The following is a 14,038-nucleotide window of genomic DNA, read 5'->3' as shown; positions in this document are numbered from 1 at the left end:
CACGACGAAGGGCCCACCGCCGGTTCGGCGGTGGGCCCTTCGTCGTGCGCGGGGTCGGGGTCAGGCGTCGGCGAGCCAGCGCAGCAGCGTCCGGGTGGCGAAGGCGGTCCCGCCCTTGGTGAGGATGCCGCTCTCCTTCGTGGAGCGGCCCGGTCCGGCGATGTCCAGGTGGGCCCAGGGCAGATCGCCGGTGAAGGCGCGCAGGAACAGGGCGGCGTCGGTGGCCCCGGCCGGCCCGAACTCCTTACGGGTGCCGATGTTGGCCAGGTCGGCGACGCGGGACCCCGTGGTCTCGACGTACTCCTCGGTGAGGGGCATCCGCCACAGCGGTTCGCCGGCCGCGGTGCCGGCCGCCAGGAGGTCCTCGGCGAGGGCGTCGTCGGTGCTGTACAGCGCACCGATGCCGGTGCCCAGGGCGACCTTGGCGGCGCCGGTGAGCGTGGCGACGTCCACCAGGACGTCGGCGTCGAGTTCGGCGACGGCGTATCCGAGGGCGTCGGCCAGGACGAGGCGGCCCTCGGCGTCGGTGTTGAGCACCTCGACGGTCGTACCGGAGTAGGTGGTGAGGACGTCGCCGATCCGGGTGGCGTCGCCGGAGAAGGCGTTCTCGGCCAGGGCGAGCAGGCCGGTGACCCGGACCGGGGCGGACACGGCGGCCAGCGCGGACAGCACGCCCAGGACGATCGCCGAACCGCTCATGTCGGTCTTCATGAGCGCCATGTTGTCGGTGGGCTTGAGCGAGAGGCCGCCGGTGTCGAAGGTGATGCCCTTGCCCACCAGCACGATGTGCGAGGTCGGGTTCTCGGGGGTGTAGGAGACCTGCACCAGGCGCGGGGGCCGGGAGGAGCCCTGGCCGACGGCCAGGATGGCGCCGAAGCCCTCGTTCTCCAGGTCCTTCTCGTCCCAGACCTTGACGGCGAGCCCGGACCGGGCGGCGACCTCGCGGGCGCGCTCGGCCATCCAGGACGGGTCCTTGGTGAGCGAGGGGGTGTTGATGAGGTCCCGGGCCAGAGCGGTGGCCTCGGCCAGGACCGCACCCCGGGTGAGGGCGTCGGCCGGGGCCGCGCCGACGACGTCGACCACGGGGGCGGGCCGCTGGTCGGCGGCCGGCTCGGTGGTCTTCATCGTGAAGGTGTAGGAGGCCAGGAGGACGCCCTCGGCGAAGGCCGTGGCGGCGTCGTCGCCGGCGATGTCCGCGGGCCAGGCGAACGCGACGCGCTCGCGGCCCCGGGCGGCCCGGGACAGGGCGGCGCCGGCCTTCCGGAGGTCGTCGGGAGAACCCGAACCGACCCCCAGAAGGGCCAGCCTGACCAGACCCTGTTCCCGGGACACCGGGAACCAGACCGCCTCACCGGCCTTGCCGGTGAGCGAGTAATGCGTGAACAGATCGGTGAGCGGGGCCGGGAGGGCCCGGTTCAGGCCGCTCGCCGCGACCCCCTCGACCACCGCCGGCCCGTCGTCCCCCGTCCGCACGGGGAGGACCAGGAGGTCCGCGGTGGTCTCGTCGAGGGTCCCGGTGATGGGGTTGATCTCCGTGGCGAAGGGCACAGATCGCTCACAATCGTTCACTCGTTGGGAGGTGTGACCACCTCGGGGGTGTCGGGGCTCATCCGGCCCGGGGTGGGGGACGGTGGTGCCGGTGTCAGCCGACGACGCCCTGGAGCGCTTCCCGAAGCTCGGTGGCCTCGGCCGGGGTCAACTCGACGACCAGGCGTCCCCCGCCTTCGAGCGGAACCCGCATGATGATGCCGCGACCCTCCTTGGTGACCTCCAACGGGCCGTCACTGGTCCTCGGCTTCATTGCCGCCATGCCATTCCCCTTTCTCGTGTTCCTCGCGGGTGGCCGGGCCACAGCACCGACGCCGATCCGTTGGGGCAGTCTCGGCCTCGAAACCGTGGGCCGGTTCCGTGCGACTCGCGCCCGTGTGACTTAAGGGGCGTGAATCACGCTTAGACCATTATCTCGGAGGTTCGCCCCCGTGTGTGCGACGTACCACGGCGCCCGAGGTCGCCTCGCACACCAGTCGACGAGGAATCGTCCGTCAGTAAGGTTATATCGGTACCGGCCGAAACTCCGTGGAGAGCACGGGAGACCGAACGTTCTCCTCCCCCTCTCCGGGCGCTCGAACCCCGGACGCTCCTCTCTTCCCGATAACGCTCCGCGGCCCGGCGACGATGCCCACCTGCGGCGTCACGTCCTGCCGGTGTCGACGAACAGCCCGGTGGAGGTCATCCGGGTGCCCTCCCGGGTGACGGAGGACCATTCCGCCTTCAGACCGGTGTCGCCGTCGGGCCACACGATCAGTTCGGCCTCGTCGACACAGCGTTCCTCGGGATCGGCGGTCTCGGTGTAGGTGTAGACCCGGCGGTCGTTGTCGGCCGCGGTCAGCCGGAGCGTCCCCGAGCAGGTGAAGGTCGTCCAGGCGGTGCTGCCCTGTTCGGCGCCCTCTTCGATCCGGACCTCGGCGTGCCAGTCGGCGACGTGGCCGCCATCGGTGTCGACCTGGGTCATCTCGCCCGCCCACGATCCGACGAAGGCCTCGGCCGGAACGGTGGTGTCCGGCGCCTCCTTCGTGTCGTCGCCGATCAGCACCCACGCGGCGGCGGTGCCGCCCGCGATGAGCAGGACGGCCGCCGTACCGACGAGCAGTCCGGTGAGCTGACGGCGACGGCGGGCACTGCCCTGGACGGAGCGGGGCGGCGGCCACAGGGACAGCTGCTGCACGGGGACGGCGGAGGTCGCCGGGACGGCCGCGCCGCCCCGGTCCTCGGCTCCCGACTCCAGTTCGGCTGCTGCGTCCATCCTCGACATCCTCACAACGAATGCGCCCGCCCCAGGGGTGGAGCGGGGGTACGCGAGTACAGCGACCGAGGATAGAGCACACGAACGCGGCGGATCCTCACCAGAAGGACGCCGGCGGTGTGATGCACGACATACCGATGACGCGCCGGGGCGGAGCCCGGGGTCAGGACGCGGAGGCGCCCTCGGAGGGGAGGTCCGTCGGCCGGGTGTCGCCCTGGGCGGATCCTCCCGAGGCGGGCGGTCGGGCCGCGACGCCGACCTCGTCGCCCGTCCCGTCGGCACCGCCCTCGCCGTCACCCTCGTCCCGGGTGTCGTTCCACTCCGCCTCGGGCGCGTAGGCGTCACCGGGCAGGTGCGAACCGGGGGTGGGCCCGGTCCCCTCGGGGACGTAGGACGGGTCCAGGCGCGACAAGCGCCACTCCAGGTCCTCGATACGCGCCTCGCGTTCGCGCAGGGTGGCGGTGAGCCGCAGCAGCAACTCGTCCACGGCGCGCACGTGATAGCCCCACATGGCCAGGGGCAGCAGCAGACGGCCCAGTTCGGTCGCCTTCACCGGGCGTTCCTCGGGCAGATCCAGCGGGGGGTAGTCGGCCTCGAACCGGGCGAGCCGGCCGCCCTTGCCGAGCACGACGTAGACGACGCCGACGAGCACGGCCAGGGCGGCTGCGGCGACCAGGACCAGAATGAGATAAGGCACGGGTCCGATCGTGCCATACCCGGCCGCCCGGCGAGAGCGCGGGCGACCGGGCACGAGGTCACTGCTCGGGACCGGCCGACTCGGCGCGCTCCCTCTCGTTCTGCTTCCTGGCGATGTCGATGTGCGCCTTCTTGATGGTCTCCACGACCTCGGCCGGGTCGTCGACCACCCGCACCAGGTCCATGTCGTGCGGCTTGATCAGCTCGTTCTCCAGCAGGCTCTCGCGGACCCACCGCTCCATTCCGGCCCAGAACTCCGAGCCGACCAACACGACCGGGAACCGGGTCACCTTGTTGGTCTGCACGAGCGTGGCCGCCTCGAACAGCTCGTCCAGGGTGCCGAACCCGCCCGGCAGCACCACGAACGCCTGCGAGTACTTGACGAACATGGTCTTGCGCACGAAGAAGTAGCGGAACGTCATCCCCATGTCGATGTAGGGGTTGAGGCTCTGCTCGAAGGGCAGCTCGATGCCCAGCCCGACGGACAGTCCGCCCGCCTCCTTGGCGCCCTTGTTGACGGCCTCCATCATCCCGGGGCCGCCCCCGGTGATGGTGGCGTAACCGGCCTCCGCCAGTTTGGCGCCCACCTCGACGCCCAGCTCGTAGTAACGGGTGCCGGGTTTGATGCGCGCCGACCCGAACACGCTCACCGCCGAGGGCAGCTCGGAGAGGAGGCCGAAGCCCTCGACGAACTCCGATTGGATGCGCAGCACCCGCCACGGATCGGTGTGGACCCAGTCGGTGGGGCCGCGCCGGTCCAACAGGCGCTGGTCGGTGGTGGTCCCCGGGATCGACTCGCCCCGGTAGGTGAGCGGACCGGCGTTCCTCACCTGCTCTTTCCCATGTGCTTCTTCCGTCATGAGAGAACGTTATCCGTGTGGAGCCGTCTCACACCTGAATCCGACGTGGACCGGCGGTGGCCGTGAACGACCATTTCCGGATCCGGTCCGACCACCGCAGGTCAGCGGGCCCCGGTGAGCCAGGCGATCATGCGCTCCTCCGCCTCGCGGATGCGGGGGATCTCGGCGTGCTCGTCGCGGGTGTGGGCGAGCGTCGGGTCGCCGGGGCCGTAGTTGACGGCGGGGACGCCCAGCTCGGAGAAGCGCGACACGTCGGTCCACCCCAGCTTGGCCCGGGCCCTCCCCTCCCCCACGGCCTCGACGAACGCGGCGGCCGAGGGGTCGTCCAGGCCCGGGCGGGCGGGGGCCGCGGCGTCGACCGGGCGCACCTCGAACCCCTCGAAGACCTCACGCAGGTGGGCCTCCGCGTCGGCGACCGACAGGTCGGGGGCGAACCGGTAGTTGACCTTGACGACGCACTCGTCGGGGATGACGTTGCCGGCCACGCCGCCCTCGATGAACACGGCGTTCAGGCCCTCGTGGAAGCGCAGCCCCTCCACCACCGGTTCACGCGGGGTGTAGGAGCGCAGGACGTCCAGGATCGCCCCGGCGCCGTGGATGGCGTTGACGCCCATCCACGAGCGGGCGCTGTGGGCGCGCTCGCCCCTGGCGACCACCTCGACGCGCATGGTGCCCTGGCAGCCGCCCTCGATGACGCCGTCGGTGGGCTCCATGAGGATGGCGAAATCCCCGGTGAGCCACTCGGGACGGTTGCGGGCCAGGCGCAGCAGGCCGTTGCGCTCGGCGTCGACCTCCTCGTTGTCGTAGAAGACGTAGGTGACGTCGTGCACGGGGGCGTGGACCAGGGCGGCCAGCTTGAGCTGGACGGCGACGCCGGCCTTCATGTCGGAGGTGCCGCAACCGTAGAGGCGATCGCCGTTCACGTACGAGGGGACGTTGTCGACGATGGGCACGGTGTCGATGTGCCCGGCGATGACGACGCGACGGGCGCGGCCCAGGTGGGTGCGGGCGACGATCGCGTCACCGTCACGGGTGACGGTGAGGTGGGGCAGGGCCGACAGCGCGTGTTCGATCCCGTCGGCGAGGACCTTCTCGGTGCCGCTCTCCGAGCGGATGTCCACGAGGGCGGCGGTGAGGTCCGCGACGTCCGAGGTCAGGTCGAGCATGAGGGCGTCCCCGTCTTCCGTGGGTCGGGCGTGGTGTGCAGATGCGCGCGGCACCGACCGGGGCGCGCACCATCGCACACCACCCTAGGGCGTGTCGGACGGATCGTTCCGCCCCGCGGTCGCCGGGCCGCCTCTCCTCGGGCCGCCCCCGCTCGGACGGTCGACCCCGGGCCGATCCGCGCTCGTCGTCCTGCGAGAGATCGCCCGGAGGCCGCTGGTGTCACTCGGCGCGAGCGCCGAACCGAACGACGGCATCCGCCGGAAACGCCCTGACCGGAACGCGACGGGGCGCCCTCCCGCGCGGGAGGGCGCCCCGGAGCGGACGGGCCGCGGATCAGGCGTTGACGCCGTGCTCGCGGAGCAGGTCGTTGAGGGCGAGCTTGTCGTGCTCCTGGCCCTCGGCGAGCCGCTTGAGGACGAGCAGCACGGGCATGCCGAAGTCGCCGCCGGGGAAGCTCTTGACGCGGTTGGCGGTGACGCACACCGACCACGCCGGGGCCTCGCCGCGCGCGAGCTCCTCGCCGGTCTCCGCGTCGAACACCCGCGTGGAGGACGTGAGGATGGTGCCCGCGCCGAGCTTGGCGCCGGTGCGCACCCGGGCGCCCTCGACGACCATGCTGCGGGAGCCGAGGAACGCGTCGTCCTCGATGATCACCGGGGAGGCCTGCGGCGGTTCCAGCACGCCTCCGACGCCCACGCCACCGGACAGGTGGACGTTCTTGCCGATCTGCGCGCAGGAGCCGACGGTGGCCCAGGTGTCGACCATGGTGCCGGAGTCGACGTAGGCGCCGATGTTGGTGAAGGACGGCATGAGCACGACGCCGGGGGCCAGGAAGGAGCCCCAGCGGGCGATGGCTCCCGGGACGACGCGGACGCCCTCGAAACGGCTCTTCAGCGGCATGCGGTCATGGTGGTAGAAGTCGCCGACCTGTGACTTCTTCATGTCCAGGACCTTGAAGCCGAGCAGGATGGAGCGCTTGGCGCGCTCGTCGACCACGACCTCGTCGGTGGCGGGGTCGACGAAGGCCACCCGGGCCTTGCCCTCGTCGATGCGGTCGATGGCGCCGGTGATGATCTCGCGCGCCTCGGTGTGACCCGGGGTGAGTTCGGAGCGCCGCTCCCAGAGTTCGTCGATCCGGTCGGGCAGCGGGCTGGAGTAGGAGCTGGTCATGTCCTTCACGTTAACGGTTCCGCGCCGATCTCCCGGACCCGGCCACCCCGGATCCTTCCGGTGCGTCGGTGACCGTCCGCGTCCGGCACGACGTTGACTACAATGCGCCCGAAGCTCCGCACGGCCCTGCCTCTCCGGTATGGCGCCTCCCACCGTCCCCTAACCGATGGTCGTCCGTTGCCAAAGCGTCGTAGATTCTCAGCCTTCGTCAAGATCCTCTTCGCGTTGTTCCTCGTGTGCGGTGTCCTCGTCGCCGGGGGCTACTACGTGCTGACCACGGTGGAGCCGCTGAAGACCGAACCCGAGCCCGAGACGAAGTGCCGTCTGGACCTGTCCGACGGGAAGTACTCCATGGAGCTCGCACAGGCGGTGAGCGCGACGACCGTCGGCGGTGTGGCCTTCAGCCTGGACCTGCCGCCGGAGGCCGTGACCGTGGCCTACGCCACGGTGTGGCAGGAGACGGCGTTCCACAACCTGGAGTACGGCGACCGGGACTCCCTGGGGCTGTTCCAGCAGCGCCCGTCGCAGGAGTGGGGCGAACCCGAGGAGATCCTCGACCCCGTCTACGCGAGCCGCGCCTTCTACGAGGCGCTGGTGGAGGTCGAGGGGTGGCGGGACAAGCCCGTGTTCGAGGCCGCCCAGGCGGTCCAGCGCAGTGCCGACGGTTACGCCTACGACCAGCACGAGAACCTGTCACAGCGGATGAACGAGGTCTTCACCGGGACCCGGGGTCCCGGGCTGACCTGCTGGTACGACCGGGAGACCCTGGCCTCGCTCACCGCGGGTGAGCCCGACACGGACGGCGCCGAGCAGGAGATGACGCGGGTGTTCGGGGTCGACCCGTCGGAGTCGACCACCGTGGAGGACCCGCGCACCGGCGACCTGGGGTGGGCGATGGCCCTGTGGGCGGTCGCCCACTCCGAGGAGTACGGACTGACCTCGGTCTCCTACGAGGGCCGGACGTGGCGGGCCTCGGACGGCACCGAGGACGGCGCGGAGTGGACCACCTCCGACTCCGACACCGGGGGTCTGCTCGTCCTGGGCTGAGCTCGGGACCGTGCCGCCGGGGCCGGCGGCACGGCGCGGGCGGTGCGCTCAGGCGGCCAGGCGGGCGACCGCCGCCTCGATCCGTTCGTCGGTGGCGGTGAAGGCCACCCGCACGTTGCCGCCGCCGGTCGGCCCGTAGAACTCCCCCGGGGCGACGAGGACGCCGCGTGCGGCCAGGTGCTCCACCGCGCCCCAGGCGTCGTGGTCGGGGTGGGAGACCCACAGGTACAGGCCGGCCTCGGAGTGCTCGATCCGCCATCCGGCGTCGGTGAAGGCGGCGCGCAGGCGGTCCCGGCGGGCGCGGTAGCGCTCCTTCTGCTCGGCGGCGTGCGCGTCGTCGTCCAGGGCGGCGCCCATGGCGGCCTGGACCGGGGCGGGCACGATCATGCCCGCGTGTTTGCGCACCGCGAGCAACTCCTGGACGAGGGCGGTGTCGCCGGCGACGAACGCGGCCCGGTAGCCGGCCAGGTTGGAGCGCTTGGACAGGGAGTGCACCGCGAGCAGCCCCTCATGGGAGCCGTCGCACACGTCCGGGTGCAGGATCGACACCGGTTCGGCGCCCTCCCAGCCCAGGTCGAGGTAGCACTCGTCGGAGGCGACGATCGCACCGCGCTCACGGGCCCAGGCGACGACCTTGCGCAGGTGCGGGACGCCCAGGACCCGGCCGGTCGGATTGCTCGGCGAGTTCACCCACAGCAGCCGCACCGGGGCGGGGCCCAGGGCGGTCAGGCCGTCGGAGGCCACCGGGACGGCCCCGGCGACGCGGGCACCGATGTCGTAGGTGGGGTAGGCGAGTTCGGGGTGGACCACGGTGTCGCCGGGCCCCAGGCCGAGCAGGGTGGGCAGCCAGGCCACGAGTTCCTTGGAACCGACGGTGGGCAGGACGCCCTCCTCCGGGACGCTCACCCCGTGACGGCGCTCCAGCCAGCCCCTGATCGAGGCGCGCAGGGCGGGGGTTCCCCAGGTCAGCGGGTAACCCGGACTGTCGGCCGCGTCGGCCAGGGCGGCGCGCAGGGTCGCGGGGACCGGGTCCACGGGGGTTCCGACGGACAGGTCGACGATGCCACCGGGATGGTCCGCGGCGATCTTCTTGTACGGGGTCAGCCGATCCCACGGGAAGGTGGGGAGCCGATCCGTCACGGGCCGCCGCGGGGTCATGGTGTCTCCATCGGGTCGTCGGGAAGGGGACCGCACACCGATCGCGCCGACCCCCCGGGGTCGGGGAATCGGCGCGATCGGTGTGCGACGGCACGTCGGAGCGCCCTCTGCGCCACGGAGGCGCGCCGGTGCGCGATCGCCAGGGGTCGGGGCGTTACTCCGCCTGCGGCGGCAGCTTCGCGATGAGCGGGTGGTCTCGGTCGATCTTGCCGACCTTGGAGGCGCCGCCGGGAGAGCCCAGGTCGTCGAAGAAGTCGACGTTGGCCTTGTAGAAGTCCGACCACTGCTCCGGGAGGTCGTCCTCGTAGTAGATGGCCTCCACCGGGCAGACGGGCTCGCACGCACCGCAGTCAACGCACTCGTCCGGGTGGATATACAGGCTGCGCTCGCCCTCGTAGATGCAGTCCACGGGGCACTCGTCGATGCACGCCTTGTCCATCACATCAACACAGGGCTGCGCGATGACGTAGGTCACGTCGTACTCCTTGATCTCACCCCCGCGTTCCCACGGGGGAGGCGGGGACCTCACAGAGAGGTGAACCGGGTCCGGCGTGCGGGCGCCGATGACCCTGCTCCCGGCCTCTGCAACGATTGGCACAGATGTCGTACTCCTAGTATGGCGGCGAAGAGGAGTCCGCGCACAATCGGGGGGCGCGTTGCACATGGCAGGACGTATGGCGGGCCGTCTGGTCCATCGGATCACCCGGGAGGACGTCGGCGGCCGGGTCTCCATCCGAATCCACCTCCCCGAGGGGGGCTTCACCGATATCGTCGGAGTGCTGGAGTCATGGGACGAAGGCGTTCTCGCCGTGCGTCGCCGCGACGGGCGGGAGGCTCGGGTGACGGAGTCGTCCATCGTCGCCAGCCGTGTCGTCCCCGACGTTCCCCCGCGTCGGGGCGGGACCCCGCCACGGCCCCTCTGACGACCGTGCGGCGGGCACCGTGCCGCACGCCGCGGGTTCACGGTGTGCGCCGAGTGTACGGACGTGCACATCACGTCCGGGACGCAGGCATTCTTCCGCTCCACCGGGGTAGGACAGGCTCAGTCCCGACGGCCGCCCCCCTGCCGCCGAGGAGCACGCAGCACCGCGAAGTACCGCGCCCCCGACGGCACCCCCCGTACGGATCCGCGGGCGCCAGGAGCCACGGGGATATCGGGGAGGTCGGCGCCGTCCATGGGTGAAGCAGTAGCGTCCGCGCTGGCCGAACTGGCCCGACGCGACGGGCGGGCGGCGGAGATGGCCCGCCAGGCCCTGGACACCTTGGCGCCCGGCAACGACCTGGAGGGCCTCAACCAGCACGCCGTCCAGCGGTTCTGCTGGTTCGAACTGCCGGCCCGCTTCTCCCAGGGCGACCGGTCGACCGCGCTGCGCGCGCTGGGCAACCTGTTCTCGCTGCTCCAGCTGTACCGGTACGCGCAGATTTGCTCGGCCCCGGCGACCACGCACCTGCTGTCGGTCCACGAGAAGGACCACAACGCCGGGCTGGCGATGTACGAGCGCCTCATGTGGGAGTCCGGGGTGGAGCCGCCGGACCTGCCCGAACTGACCTGGGGCACCGTGGTCGGCGACGCCGAGATCCAGGCGCGGCAGGAGACCGCCTCCGCGTTGGAGCTGGCGATCTCCCTCGGAGATGTGCGGCCGGGCAAACACGGTTGGCGACACGCCCAGGAACGGTTCACCCGGTCCTTCCTCACCCGCCCCGACGACCGCGGGCTGAGCCACCTGGACCGGATCCGCGAGGAGCGGGTACGGGCCTGGCTGTCCTCACCCGCCCACCCGCACCGCCGGCACCTGTTGCCGTTGGTGGGGAGGATCATCGCGGGCGCCGACGTGCCGCGCACCGCCGACGCCGCCATGGCGCCGTTGCAGCGGCTGCTGGACCTGGCGGAGGACGGGATCGCGCTCACCCAGATCGGCTACATCTCACCCGTGGTGGTGAGGGCGATGTGCGAGGACTTCGGGTGGCACACCTCCCCCGAGCCGCCGCGCAGCGAGACCGACGCCACCCAGCTCATCGCCCTGCACCAGATGATGCGGGGGATGCGGGCGGTGCGCCGCGCCGGCCGTCGGCTGGTGCTGACCAGGCGGGGACGGCAGCTGCGGGAGGACCCCGAGGAGATGTGGCGGGCGGCCACCGAGACGTTGTGCCGCACCGGCGGGCTGGAGCAGGCCGCCGCCGAGACGCTGCTGGGCATGCTGTTGTCGCGTACCCCGCAGGGCAGCGGTTCGCACTCCCGGCGCGGAGAGTCCGACATGATCACGGCCGAGCGGCTGCTCACCGATTCCGGGTGGGCGCCGCCCGAACCGCAGGGGCCGGCGGGACGGCACGCCGCCGCCCACCGGCGTACCGCCGAGGCCGCCTCCGACCAGGTGCGGGCGATGGTGATGGCGGTGAGCTGGCTGCTGGACGCGCTGGGTCTGCTCACCGAGGACGACGGCGACGGGCACCGCGAACTGACCGGGGCGGGACGGGCGTTCGCGCTGGCCTGCCTGCACAAGTCCGCGGTGGCGCCGCGAGCGGTCGTGTGACCCCCCGCTGAGCGGCACCCGCTGCGGAGCGGCCCCCGACAGGGCCTAACCTGGAGCGCGGAGAACCCCGCGCGACCAGCAGGAGAACCATGCCCACGCCCGACCCGTCCCAGAAGGCGGAGACGACCGACGCTTCCGGCTCCCCGCCGGAGGAGATCACCGCCGACCCGTGGGAGCGGATGCCCGAGGACGCCCTCAACCGCCCCGAGTCGGCGCGGCGCGGTCCCGGCACCGGGGCGGTCGTGCCCGACGCGCCCGCCGGCGAGGGCGGACGGGTCGGGAAGGTCGGTGACACGGGTTCGGAGCCGACCGGGGACGACGAACGGACCCCGAGCCCGCTGGACTTCCTGCCGAGTCCGCTGTTCGTGCTGCTGCTGGGGCTCACCGGGTTCGCCGGATGGGCGTCGTGGCGGGCCGTGGAACTGGACTGGGCCGCCGAGGGCGCCTCGGTCACCCCGCTGATCCCGCCGCTGTTCATCCTGCTGGGCTGGCTCGTCTCGACAGCGGTCCACGAGTTCGCGCACGCGCTCGCCGCCCACCTGGCCGGGGACCGCTCACAGCGCGGCGGCGCCTACCTGCGGCTGAACCCGTTCGCCTATCGGCACGCCTTCGCCGGGACGGTCCTTCCGGTGCTCTACCTGGGCTTCGGCGCCTTCGGCATGAACGGGCCCCCCGTCTTCGTGGACTGGGACCGGCTCACCCGTGGTCGGCGCGTCCTGGTCGCGCTCGCCGGCCCGCTGGCGAACCTGCTGCTGTTCGCCGCACTGGCCACCACCGTGTCGATCCTGGTCCCGGTGGGCAACGACACGACGAACTGGGCGATCTCCGCGCTGGCGTTCCTGGCGTTCCTCAACCTGACCTCGGCGCTGGTCAACCTGCTGCCGATCCCGGGACTGGACGGCTTCGAGGTGCTCGCCCCGTGGGTGGGCGCCCGGCCGTGGGTGTCCACCGCCCGGGTGAACGCCCTGTTCGGTTCGGTGCTGGTGTTCGCGATCCTGTGGTTCCCGGCCCTCAACCAGTGGCTGGTGGACCTGGTCTACTCGCTGCTCACACTGGTCCTGCCGAACCCGGTCTTCTCGGGGATCGTGTTCTACGGCGAGCTGCTGCTCCGGTTCTGGAGCGGCTGAACCGGCGAGAGCGACGCGAAGGGCCCCGCGGGGCCCTTCGCGTTCCGGGGTCACCTGTTGTCGGGGACCCGGGGCAGACCGGTCAGGAAGGGGTTCCTTCCGTCGAGACCACGGGCCACCGCCACACCCAGCACCGCCATGGAGCCGAGGAGGAAGGCGGAGTGGAGGAGGTGGGCGGTCAGCAGGCGATCGCCGCCGGGCATGTACGAGGCGACCAGGAGGAGCGCGGCGACGAAGCCGAGGGCGAAGGCGACCGCGGAGGAGAAGCGGCGGGCGCCCCAGGCGCACAGGCGGCACAGGGTGTACACGGCTCCCAGGAGCACCAGCAGGCCCGCCACGCCCAGGACCTGCGGGAGGATCCCCGCCTCCCAGTAGCGGGTCAGCCATCCGACCGTGACCACCGACAGCAGACCGGTGACGAGGCCCGCCGCCCCGAGGACCACCGCCGTGACGACGGTGAGCACCGAGGACAGCGGGCCGGCACCGTCGTCGTGGGGCGCGTCGATCTCCGGCACCGGCATCGGGTCCGGTCGGGACGAGGAGCGGCCCGGACCCTTCGCGGTGCTCACAGGCCCTCGAAGAGGTCGGTCTCGAACGTGCCGGCGGCACGGCGCCGCGTGGGTCCGATGAGCAGGGTGAAGTGCTCGACCGCGGCGATCTCCTGGGCGATGTCGTTGGACAGGGCGAAGCGTTCGCCGTCCACCGTGATCTGGGTGGCGTGGGCGCGCATCGCCAGGGTCTTGGCGGCCCACTGGTCGGTGGCGTCGATCCGGGTGGTGACGAGTTCGTCCGGGGTGCCCCGGGCGATGTCGGACACCGCGCGCGGCGGGGTGAACGGGCCCGCCCCCTCGTTCAGACGGGCGATGGACGCCTCGATGACCGAGACCGGCTGGGCGATCGCGTAGAGCTTGCGCACCTGCCAGGGGGTCCCCGGCATCGTCCGCTCCCCCGCCTTCACGCAGGCGCGCCGGGTGATCCGGTGGGCCTGGACGTGGTCGGGGTGACCGTACCCGCCGTGCTCGTCGTAGGTCACCACGACGTGCGGGCGCACCTCGCGGACGATCTCGGCGAGCAGCCGCGCGGCCTCTTCGGTGTCGGCCCCCCAGAACGCCTTCGGGTGGTCGTTGGAGGGGGCGCCCATCATGCCCGAGTCGCGGTAGTGCCCGGCGCCGCCGAGGAACCGGTGGTCGCGCACGCCCAGGGCGACGCAGGCCTTGTCCAGTTCGCCGATCCGGTGATCGCCGAGGGTGTCGTCGCGGTCGGCGGTCAGGTACGCGAGGTCGTCGGGGATGACCTCGCCCTCCTCGCCGAGGGTGCAGGTCACCAGGGTGACGTCCGCCCCTTCGGCCGCGTACTTCGCCAGAGTGGCCCCCGTGACGATGCTCTCGTCGTCGGGGTGCGCGTGCACCATCATCAATCGTCTGTCGGTCACCACGTGGTGAACAATACCGGCCACATGCCCTTTCTCCCCCCCGAACG

At 71.9% G+C, this 14,038-nt stretch carries 15 protein-coding genes; 4 read left to right on the top strand and 11 right to left on the bottom strand.

Translation table 11 applies throughout. The features are described 5' to 3' along the window. Nucleotides 1-60 precede the first annotated feature (60 nt). The 7 genes from RM479_RS12225 to RM479_RS12195 all read right to left on the bottom strand — a co-directional run bounded on the left by RM479_RS12225 (nt 61) and on the right by RM479_RS12195 (nt 6,696). Nucleotides 61-1,548: a leucyl aminopeptidase gene (locus tag RM479_RS12225; protein ID WP_311511823.1), complete on the bottom strand. Its 1,488-nt coding sequence runs from the start codon at nt 1,546-1,548 to the stop codon at nt 61-63. Nucleotides 1,549-1,642: 94 nt separating this feature from the next. Next, the gene (locus RM479_RS12220) at nt 1,643-1,810 is read right to left on the bottom strand and encodes a DUF3117 domain-containing protein (protein ID WP_274808738.1); all 168 of its coding nucleotides are present in this window, start codon (nt 1,808-1,810) and stop codon (nt 1,643-1,645) included. Nucleotides 1,811-2,191: 381 nt separating this feature from the next. Further along, nucleotides 2,192-2,803: a hypothetical protein gene (locus tag RM479_RS12215; protein ID WP_311511822.1), complete on the bottom strand. Its 612-nt coding sequence runs from the start codon at nt 2,801-2,803 to the stop codon at nt 2,192-2,194. Between the two features lie 163 nt (nt 2,804-2,966). After that, nucleotides 2,967-3,500, bottom strand: a complete 534-nt coding sequence (locus RM479_RS12210) for a hypothetical protein (RefSeq protein WP_311511821.1) — start codon at nt 3,498-3,500, stop codon at nt 2,967-2,969. Between the two features lie 58 nt (nt 3,501-3,558). After that, nucleotides 3,559-4,359, bottom strand: coding sequence for an LOG family protein (locus tag RM479_RS12205; RefSeq protein ID WP_311511820.1), 801 nt, complete (start codon nt 4,357-4,359; stop codon nt 3,559-3,561). 101 nt (nt 4,360-4,460) lie between these two features. Next, nucleotides 4,461-5,525, bottom strand: a complete 1,065-nt coding sequence (gene dapE, locus RM479_RS12200) for a succinyl-diaminopimelate desuccinylase (RefSeq protein WP_311511819.1) — start codon at nt 5,523-5,525, stop codon at nt 4,461-4,463. Between the two features lie 334 nt (nt 5,526-5,859). Next, nucleotides 5,860-6,696: a 2,3,4,5-tetrahydropyridine-2,6-dicarboxylate N-succinyltransferase gene (locus tag RM479_RS12195; protein WP_274808742.1), complete on the bottom strand. Its 837-nt coding sequence runs from the start codon at nt 6,694-6,696 to the stop codon at nt 5,860-5,862. Between the two features lie 177 nt (nt 6,697-6,873). On the opposite strand from RM479_RS12195, the gene RM479_RS12190 reads away from it, so the two are divergent. Next, the gene (locus RM479_RS12190) at nt 6,874-7,743 is read left to right on the top strand and encodes a hypothetical protein (protein WP_311511818.1); all 870 of its coding nucleotides are present in this window, start codon (nt 6,874-6,876) and stop codon (nt 7,741-7,743) included. 48 nt (nt 7,744-7,791) lie between these two features. Here RM479_RS12190 and dapC read toward each other — a convergent pair whose 3' ends face one another. Beyond that, on the bottom strand, nt 7,792-8,901 hold the full coding sequence (gene dapC, locus RM479_RS12185; RefSeq protein WP_311511817.1) for a succinyldiaminopimelate transaminase: 1,110 nt from the start codon (nt 8,899-8,901) through the stop codon (nt 7,792-7,794). 154 nt (nt 8,902-9,055) lie between these two features. Further along, on the bottom strand, nt 9,056-9,376 hold the full coding sequence (gene fdxA, locus RM479_RS12180; RefSeq protein WP_274808745.1) for a ferredoxin: 321 nt from the start codon (nt 9,374-9,376) through the stop codon (nt 9,056-9,058). 187 nt (nt 9,377-9,563) lie between these two features. Here fdxA and RM479_RS12175 point away from each other — a divergent pair, with 187 nt between their 5' ends. From RM479_RS12175 to RM479_RS12165, 3 genes are all read left to right on the top strand, one after another. After that, the gene (locus RM479_RS12175) at nt 9,564-9,824 is read left to right on the top strand and encodes a putative acetyltransferase (RefSeq protein WP_311511816.1); all 261 of its coding nucleotides are present in this window, start codon (nt 9,564-9,566) and stop codon (nt 9,822-9,824) included. A 252-nt stretch (nt 9,825-10,076) separates the two neighbouring features. Beyond that, the gene (locus tag RM479_RS12170; protein WP_311511815.1) at nt 10,077-11,432 is read left to right on the top strand and encodes a hypothetical protein; all 1,356 of its coding nucleotides are present in this window, start codon (nt 10,077-10,079) and stop codon (nt 11,430-11,432) included. Between the two features lie 89 nt (nt 11,433-11,521). Beyond that, entirely contained in the window at nt 11,522-12,559 is a 1,038-nt protein-coding gene (locus tag RM479_RS12165; protein WP_311511814.1) for a site-2 protease family protein, read from the top strand. Between the two features lie 50 nt (nt 12,560-12,609). Here RM479_RS12165 and RM479_RS12160 read toward each other — a convergent pair whose 3' ends face one another. Together RM479_RS12160 and mshB are read right to left on the bottom strand one after the other, a co-directional pair. Further along, nucleotides 12,610-13,128: a hypothetical protein gene (locus tag RM479_RS12160; RefSeq protein ID WP_311511813.1), complete on the bottom strand. Its 519-nt coding sequence runs from the start codon at nt 13,126-13,128 to the stop codon at nt 12,610-12,612. Next, a complete protein-coding gene (gene mshB, locus RM479_RS12155; RefSeq protein ID WP_311511844.1) occupies nt 13,125-13,991 on the bottom strand; it encodes an N-acetyl-1-D-myo-inositol-2-amino-2-deoxy-alpha-D-glucopyranoside deacetylase in 867 nt (288 codons plus the stop codon). The genes RM479_RS12160 and mshB overlap by 4 nt, the downstream gene beginning before the upstream one ends. Nucleotides 13,992-14,038: the final 47 nt, after the last annotated feature.

The sequence above is a fragment of the Nocardiopsis lambiniae genome, assembly GCF_031845465.1.
GTDB classification, from domain to species: Bacteria; Actinomycetota; Actinomycetes; order Streptosporangiales; family Streptosporangiaceae; genus Nocardiopsis; species Nocardiopsis lambiniae.
Note: the sequence above shows the minus strand (reverse complement) of the source record. Positions and strands in the feature narration are given on the sequence as shown.